Annotated in this window: 7 protein-coding genes; all 7 read right to left on the bottom strand. The window is 35.1% G+C overall.

The window, feature by feature from the left end:
• Window positions 1–204: 204 nt before the first annotated feature.
• Window positions 205–1,542, bottom strand: coding sequence for a GH1 family beta-glucosidase (locus PKN74_RS07335; RefSeq protein ID WP_472310085.1), 1,338 nt, complete (start codon window positions 1,540–1,542; stop codon window positions 205–207).
• Window positions 1,543–1,716: 174 nt separating this feature from the next.
• Window positions 1,717–2,520, bottom strand: a complete 804-nt coding sequence (locus PKN74_RS07330) for an ABC transporter ATP-binding protein (protein ID WP_472310083.1) — start codon at window positions 2,518–2,520, stop codon at window positions 1,717–1,719.
• On the bottom strand, window positions 2,504–3,532 hold the full coding sequence (locus PKN74_RS07325) for an ABC transporter ATP-binding protein (RefSeq protein ID WP_472310081.1): 1,029 nt from the start codon (window positions 3,530–3,532) through the stop codon (window positions 2,504–2,506). The genes PKN74_RS07330 and PKN74_RS07325 overlap by 17 nt, the downstream gene beginning before the upstream one ends.
• A gap of 5 nt (window positions 3,533–3,537) precedes the next feature.
• Window positions 3,538–4,371, bottom strand: a complete 834-nt coding sequence (locus PKN74_RS07320; protein ID WP_472310079.1) for an ABC transporter permease — start codon at window positions 4,369–4,371, stop codon at window positions 3,538–3,540.
• Between the two features lies 1 nt (window position 4,372).
• A complete protein-coding gene (locus PKN74_RS07315) occupies window positions 4,373–5,383 on the bottom strand; it encodes an ABC transporter permease (protein WP_472310077.1) in 1,011 nt (336 codons plus the stop codon).
• Window positions 5,384–5,478: 95 nt separating this feature from the next.
• The gene (locus PKN74_RS07310; RefSeq protein ID WP_472310075.1) at window positions 5,479–7,212 is read right to left on the bottom strand and encodes an ABC transporter substrate-binding protein; all 1,734 of its coding nucleotides are present in this window, start codon (window positions 7,210–7,212) and stop codon (window positions 5,479–5,481) included.
• 230 nt (window positions 7,213–7,442) lie between these two features.
• On the bottom strand, window positions 7,443–8,479 hold a 1,037-nt coding region (locus PKN74_RS07305), incomplete at its 5' end, for a carbohydrate-binding domain-containing protein (RefSeq protein ID WP_472310073.1).

Here is an 8,479-nt window from a genome sequence, read left to right as displayed (position 1 = left end):
GCTTTTTCTTCAAGTGTCATCTGCGAGATTAGGCTTTTTATGTCTCTTTCCACTTTTTTCACTCCTTGATTGAAAGTTAGGTTGAAACCTTTGAAACCCCAACCCCCTTACAATAATGTTTTATCCGTAAAAACATATAACTTAGAATTTGAAACCGGTTAGACGCTTGTGTAGAGTATCTCTACAAGAAAAAATAATAACGGTTTAAGGCAAATGATTATTCTTTATGACTTGAGAATACCATTTAGCGCTATCTTTTACTATTCTTCTTTGAGTCTCATAATCTACATACACTATTCCAAATCTTTTTGAATAACCAAAAGCCCATTCAAAATTATCTAGTAAAGACCAAACAAAGTATCCTTTTAGTCTTACTCCATCTTCTATCGCTTTATGAACCATTTCAAGATGTTTCTTTAAATAATCAATCCTCTTTTGATCTTGCACTTCTCCATTTTCTACTTTGTCATCAAAAGCTGCTCCATTTTCTGTTACATAAACTTCTTTTGGATCATACTCGTCTTGAACCCCTTTTAGTATTTTATAAAAACCTTCTGGATAGATTTCCCAACCCATTGCTGTTTTTGGAAGACCTCTCTCAACTGTTCTTCCACCCAAAGGTGAATCCGGATCGAACTTAACGAGATCCCCAGAATAATAGTTAATTCCGACAAAATCAATTTCTTCTTTTATTTCTTCCATATCTTTGTAATAATTTTTTGGTAAGTACTCTTTTGCAAATTCTTTTACAGTATCTGGATAATCTCCATAGTATATAGGATGTAAAAATAAAGGATAGTTGTTCCATTCATGTGCAATCCTTGCAGCAATTTTATCTTCTGGTGAGCCCGTTGCAGGATCATGAGAAGTGTTTGAAAAGGTTATTCCAATTTTTCCATTTTTTATATTTTCTTCTCTAAAAGCCCTAACTGCTTTTGAATGAGCCCTTAATTGGTTATGTGTAACCAAAAATGCTGAATAGATATCCCTCATCCCAGGTGCATGCTCTCCAAAAAGATGCCCAATAAACGCAACAACCCATGGTTCATTCAAAGTAATCCAATTTTCTACTCTATCTCCTAATCTTTGAAACATGTAATATGAGTAATCAGCAAACCAACAAGCTATTTCTCTATTTGCCCATCCACCTAAATCTTGTAAAAAGGCTGGTAGATCCCAATGGTAAAGGGTAACAAACGGTGTAATTCCTGCCTCAAGTAGCTCGTCGACAAGCCTATCATAAAAATCCATTCCCTTTTCATTTATCTTTCCTTTGCCATATGGATAAATTCTTGGCCAAGCTATAGAAAACCTATACCCTTTTAAACCCATCTCTTTCATTAAAGCAATATCTTCTTTGTATCTACGATAATGATCTGCTGCAACATCTCCGGTATCTCCGTTTAATATGTTCCCCGGCGTGTGAGAAAACCTATGCCAAATTGAAGAACCTGCTCCGTCAGCAAGTGGTGACCCTTCTATCTGGTAAGATGCAGTTGCTGCACCCCATAAGAAATCTTTCGGAAAATATTTTGTCGACAATGGGCAACTCCTCCTTTTTTTACTATCTTTACTGTCTTTAGAAGTTACAAAACCCTACTTTGGTTATTATTTGTAAAGCCTCTATTCTATCTGTATTTTAATATACATAATTAAACATATTCCTACTGTAGAGTTTTTCTTAGGTTAATTAGGTTAGATGAAATATTAAAGTTATTAGCTTGTAAGCCATTCCTCTGAAAGCTTTGGAACGTCTTTTATTAATTGTATCGTATATGGATGTTCTGGCGCTGTTATTATTTTGTCAGCACTTCCTTCCTCCACTATTTCTCCTTCATGCATTATAAAAATTCGATCACTCACATAATACGCTAATCCTAGGTCATGGGTAACAAACATTATTGTACAGTCATCTGTATCTCTCAGCGATAATAATAGTTCTAGTATTCCTGATCTTAAATTCGCATCTATCATCGATGTTGGTTCATCCGCTAATAACAATTGGGGTCTGATTAAATGAGCGCGGGCTATCATTATCCTTTGCCTTTGACCTCCACTTAATTCAAATGGATATTTATCCACTACCTCTTCTGGCCTTAAGTTAACTGATTCTAAGGTTTCACATATTAGCTTTTCTTTTTCTTTCTTGCTATAGCTACTATTAAACAATTTAAATGTATCTAATAATACTTTTTTTACAGGTGAGAATATATTGAATGATGCATAAGGGTCTTGAAATATCGCTTGTACTTTTTTCCAATATTCCTTTTTTTCCTCACTTTTGATGTTTGTTACATCTTTTCCTTCAAATATTATCTTTCCTTCCGTTTCTTTTAATAACCTTAATATCAACCTTGTTACCGTCGTTTTACCACTCCCACTTTGTCCAACTAAAGAAACTATTTCGCCTCTTTTTATTGAAAAATTAATCTTATTTACTGCTTTCACTGCCTTTTTACCGCTACCAAAAACTTTTGTTAGGTTTTCTACCCTAATAATTTCTTCAGTATTTTGTGCCATACGGTGTCACCTTCTTTCCTTGCATCATTATGTAGTTTATCCGTATGCAGCGTACACTTCTGTCACCTAGCGATGTCATTTCTACCTCTTCTTTCTTACATTCTTCTGTTGCTATTGGACATCTATCAGCAAATCGACATCCCGTTGGAATCTTTCTAAGATCAGGCGGTGATCCTGGTAAACACGGTAATTTCTTCTCTTTCATACCTTCTTCTGGAACTAGTATCGATTGCATCAACGCCTGTGAATATGGATGAATAGGATTGAAAATTACATCTTCCATCTTTCCTACTTCTACAAACTCACCAGCGTACATTACAGCTATTCGATCACATATATGCCTCAAAACCGGAAGTTCATGAGTGATAAATATAATGCTTTTCACTATTCCATCATCAAAGAGTTCTTTTATCAATTTTATTACCATCTTTTGTGTTGATACATCTAATGCAGATGTAGGTTCATCTGCAGCTACTACTACAGGATTCATCAATGTCGAAATAGCTACAACTACCCTTTGTTTCATCCCTCCACTTAATTCTAAAGGATATAAATCTAATACCCTTGATGGTAATGACAGAGACTCAAATCGATCCCTTGTTAATTCAAGGATCTCTTTTTCTTTCATCTCTGGTTCATGTTCTTTCATTAAATCGATAACAAAATCTTTTATTTTTATTGTAGGGTTTAACGCATTCATTGCACTTTGGGGAATATATGAATATTTTTTCCCTAATATCTCTTTCCGCAAATAATTTATGTCTTTCTTAAATATATTTTCTCCTTCTAAAAACACTGATCCGCTTTCGTGCTTCAAGGGCGGCAAAAATAATCCAGATATACTCATTGCCAAAGTTGATTTACCGCATCCAGATTCGCCTGCTATACCAAATATTTCTCCTTCGCATAACTTAAAAGATACACTGTGTACAGCTTTTATCTTTTCTCCAAGTCTTGTTTGGTAATATGTTTTTAAGTTATTGACTTCCAACACCGTTTTTTTTGTCGTCATCTCTATCAACTCCTAAGTTGAGGATTAAATACTTCGTCCATCCCAGTGTTCATTATATAGAGTGAAAATGTTATTAACGCTATTACAAGTGTCGGTGGTATGAAAGCCCACCAAGCTCCTGACCTAACAGCTCCAAACAATAATGCCCAAGAAAGCATTGTACCTAGTGAAACTATGTTGCTTGGACCTAGCCCTAACATGCTTATTCCTGCTTCGCTCAGTATTGCACTCGCTACTTGAATGATAAAAGCCATGAAAATGTATGAAAGAATATAGGGCATTATTTCTTTAACAATTATTTCAAAGGTGCTCGCTCCATTCAATCTTGCTATATCTACATGTTCTCTATTTCTTAAACTTAAAGACTGAGCCCTTACTGCCCTAGCTGTCCATGGCCAAGATGTGATACCTAAAACTAATCCCATAGTTAACAATGATCTACTTTCTATACTAACTGTTATTAATATTAAAATCACAAATGGTGGAATTACTAAAAAGATGTTTGTGATTGAATTAAGTATGTTATCAACCATTCCTCCCTTGTACCCAGCAAAAAGTCCTATAGTTATCCCTATGGCTGTGGCTATTAAACCCGAAAATAACCCAATTATTATAGAAGATTTCATGCCATGGATAAGTTCTACAAATACATCTCTTCCAAAATTATCTGTTCCCAACAAGAAAGTTGATGATGGTGGTTCATACATAAATCCTACCATATCCAAAGGATCTTTTGTAGATACAGCAGGATATATGAAGGCGGTTAGCAACAAAAATACGAAAAGACCAAAACCTATTAAAAATTTTGGAGATTTTAATAATAGTTTTATTATCGACATATTAAACCTCCTCCATTTGAGCTGCTTTTACTCTTGGATCAATTAAACCATAAACCATGTCCATTATAAAATTTGCCAGTAATACCATTAAAGCAATTATTAAAGTTGAACCTTGTATTAAAGGATAATCAAGACTTCTAATCCCATTAAATAACCAGGTTCCTAAACCAGGGTATCCAAATACTATCTCTGTAACTAGTGCTCCGCCAACCATACTTCCCAAACTTATTGCGAGTCCAGTAATCTGGGGCAAAACAGCATTTTTAAACACATACCTTTGTATCTTTTTATCACTCATGCCTAACATTTTACAGTAGGTAACATAATCTGTATTAAGCTCATATATGGACATTTCTCTCATCCCAATCGCTTGTCCACCTATTGTCACAAGTACTAAAGATAAGAAAGGTAAAAAATAATGATGTAACACATCTAAAATAAAAGTCCATGATAATGTCGGAAGTAAAGTTCTACTGTACCCTCCACCTATTGGGAACCATCCCAAATTTACACCAAACACATACAATAAAATTATTGCTAAACATTGATAGGGAATCGAACTGACGAATAACGATAAAGGAAATATTGTTTTATCAAACACTCCTTTTCTATACGCAGCAGCGGCTCCTAAAAGATTCCCAACTATCCAACCGACTAGTATGGAGGGAAGTTGTAATGCAATTGTCCAAACAACAGCACTACTGATTACTTCATTTACTGAAAGTGGATATAAACTAAAAGATGTTCCTAAATTACCTTTAAAAACATTACCTATATACGTAAAAAATTGCACAATAAGCGGTTTGTCTAACCCGAATTCTTCGACAAAAGATCTATACACTCTTTCTTGTGTTTCGCTAGGTACATTTCCACTCATCATTTGTCCAACTATAACCGAAATAGGATCTCCAGGAATAAGCCTTGGAAGAAAGAAGTTTAAGAGAAGGGCAATAAAAAACGCAAGTGCATACCATAAGAGTTTTTGTACAAAATATTTCGTAAATCCCTTCACTAAGTTCACCTCTCAACTATAAAATATTTAAAGAAGTTCATGGGGTTATTTTACCCACCCCATGAACTCCTCCTATATTACTTGTTTCTTATTTCCTATTTTTTCACAGGTTGAATATGCCACAGCATCTCCATACCTGCACCAACTAATGGCATTGGAGGTGCATATGGATTTTCAGCATTAGCCCATCCTGTCCAATATGTTTCGTTATATTGATAAAAAGTCCATGGTCTGTACATAAGTGGAATTATTGGAATATCTTTTCTGTAGATTTGATCAAGTTCATTATATAAATTCTTTAATTCATCTTCATCAGTTACTTTTGGTATCAAGTCTATTAATTGATCTACCCAATCATTTTTATATCTTCCAAAGTTGCTGTATGCCATTTTACCAAACTCTGGCACTCCCTTTGAATACATCACTATTTGGAAATTCAGCCATGGTTGTGCTGGACATGGTGAAGAAGGTGTCCACATTGTGATATCAAAGTTGCCCATTTGCCTGTTATCGTATGCTATAGCCATATCTGGGAAAGAAGTTTGAATATCTATTCCAACTGCTTTAGCTGATTGAGCAACTATCTGTAAGGATGCATTCCAATCTGTCCAACCATAAGGACATTCTGCTTTGAATGGGCCAAGTCTTGTTCCGTCTGGTAGTACATAGATACCGTCTTTTCCTTTTGTAGCCCCTAATTCTTTTTCTAATATTTCAATTGCTTTTTGAGGATTGTATTCCCAGCCGTATTGTTTAACTAAGCTTTCATTGAAATATTTTGCTTCTCCTCCGTAAGGCATAATAAGACTAGCTTGAACAGTTGGAGAATAATTAGACATAGCAAGTTCAGCTATTCTTGCATAGTTTATAGAATATGCTATTGCCCTTCTTACTTCTGGCAGACTTAAAGGATATTTATGAACATTGAACCATATTGCAGGCATTGTGGCAGGAACGTGATAAGGAATCTCTTTGTACCAGGTTCCGACTGGAAGTTTCTTTACTTCCCACATTTCCCAAATTCTTGGTGTGAATTGTTGAGAAACATCCACTTCACCTTTTTCAAATGCTAAATCTCCTTCGTCATTGCTCTTGAAAATTGGATGGACTATGTATTTAGCTGCAGGTTTTTTGCCACCGTGTAGAGCTTCGTTGCCCCAATAGTTGTCAACTCTTTCTAGTATAATTGTTTCTGGGCTTTCATAAAAAACTTTGTATGGTCCTGATCCAACAGGATTTTCATTTCTAAATTGTCTTATCTTGACAATATCATATCCGCAATCTGCTTCAACTTTCGACCAAATGTGTTCGGGGATAATGAATGATGCGCCAATTGCATCTTCTACCATTAGTTTATTTGCGTTTTCTGGTTTCATTTCAAATATAACTGTATGATTATCCACTTTGTAAACATCCTTCAACCATTCCCATACTGTTGCTCCCACAGGGTATTTTTGTCCAAATTTGAAAGAATACACAACATCATCAGCAGTTACAGGTACTCCATCGTGGAAATAAGCCTTTGGATTTACTTTTACTTCTAATCGCATATCGTCTAACCACTTGTATGATTCTCCCAAAATAGGAACATATTTCCCGTTGAGAAAATCCCAAGTGAACAACGGTTCATAAACCCAAATATGTTGCCTTGGATCTGAAACAAAAGTCATCGGTGAGCCTGAAAATGGGTTATCCGATGTTGGAGGACCCCACTGAAAACCGGCAACATAGACTGATTCTTCCCTTGGAATTTGGGTTACTTGCCCAACCATAATTCCTCCAGTAACCAACATCACCAACAAAAGAAACACCATAAAACCTTTTTTCATACTTTAATTCACCTCCGTTTTTTTGGTGCTTATCTCTTTAAGGAAGGCCTCCCTAAAAATCCTATCATTAACATTCTATTATGAAACAATTTACATTCAAAACATAATTACCTACTTAGAGTAAGGTTTAAGTCTTTTTAGAGACAAATAATTCTAATAAACTTAAGTTTTCAGAGTTTTACTTAAATTAATCAAATAAACACTTAAAAATTAACAAAATACCAATTTTTTTACTTTTCAAATCTGACATTATCTATATACATTCTTCCAGAATAATCACTTTCAACATCAGCAAACACTATTATGATGTCCCTTAAAACTGTGTCAGATTTAATGATTTTGTTATCTGCAATGTCATTTAAATCAAAAGAAACTTTGAAATGATACAATCCATCCTCTGTTAATTCTGCAAGATCAAGCTGTTCTAAATGTATATCATAAGTTTTTGTTACTTGTGCCCAATAACCTAAAGTTGGTGGCGCAAAAGCTAGGTTTATAGATATAGCTCCTTTACTTGCTCGTTCTGGTTTTAAATAGAAATCAAAAGCAAACTTGTTGTTATCGCCACGAGTTGTGTTTATATTTGCAAGGATTAATCGTGGTGCACTAGCCCAACCATCCGTTGGCTTGACATCTGGATACGTTACTTCCCATGAAAGAGCTTTAGAATTGTTTACATTTTCTATAGTCAAAGCACCCTTTACTCCTGATGATCCGTCCCAATCCCAACCTTGACGTGTACCATCTTCGAAATCAGAAGGTAATTTTGCAACCCCTAAAGGAGCATGTTCTACTGGAGTTACCAATTTTTCACCAAATATAGCTATATTGTCAAGAAAAATGGTATCAGCGTGATCTGTTCCAATAAAAAGAATGATGTTGGTTAATGTACTGTCATTAGGATCTGTAACAATTGCTTCTAAGTTAGGTGCATCTTCTGTAGTAATACTCAACGTTGCTTTGTAAATACCATCTTCTTGTTTCACAAAATCATTTTCAGTTAATTTGACGGCGCGTTTAGGGTTGGACCATCCATGAGTTGAACTTTGTGGAACAGCAGCTATTGCAACGGTCGTTGGTTCTTCTACAAAAACATCTATTTTTAATTCTTCGCAACCTAAAATGTCCCTTCTCACAGATGTGTTATCTGCAGAGATACGTGCATTCGCCCAAAAGTTACCTTCTGAAACATCACTACTGGAATCTAAGCCTGATATTTTCAGTCTTTTCTTTTCATTTTGAAGAACTAAATCTTTGATAGGACTAT

The organism is Defluviitoga sp. (assembly GCF_035349255.1).
GTDB lineage: Bacteria > Thermotogota > Thermotogae > Petrotogales > Petrotogaceae > Defluviitoga.
The sequence above is the reverse complement of the archived record's forward strand: the minus strand, read 5'-3'. Positions and strand labels throughout refer to the sequence as shown.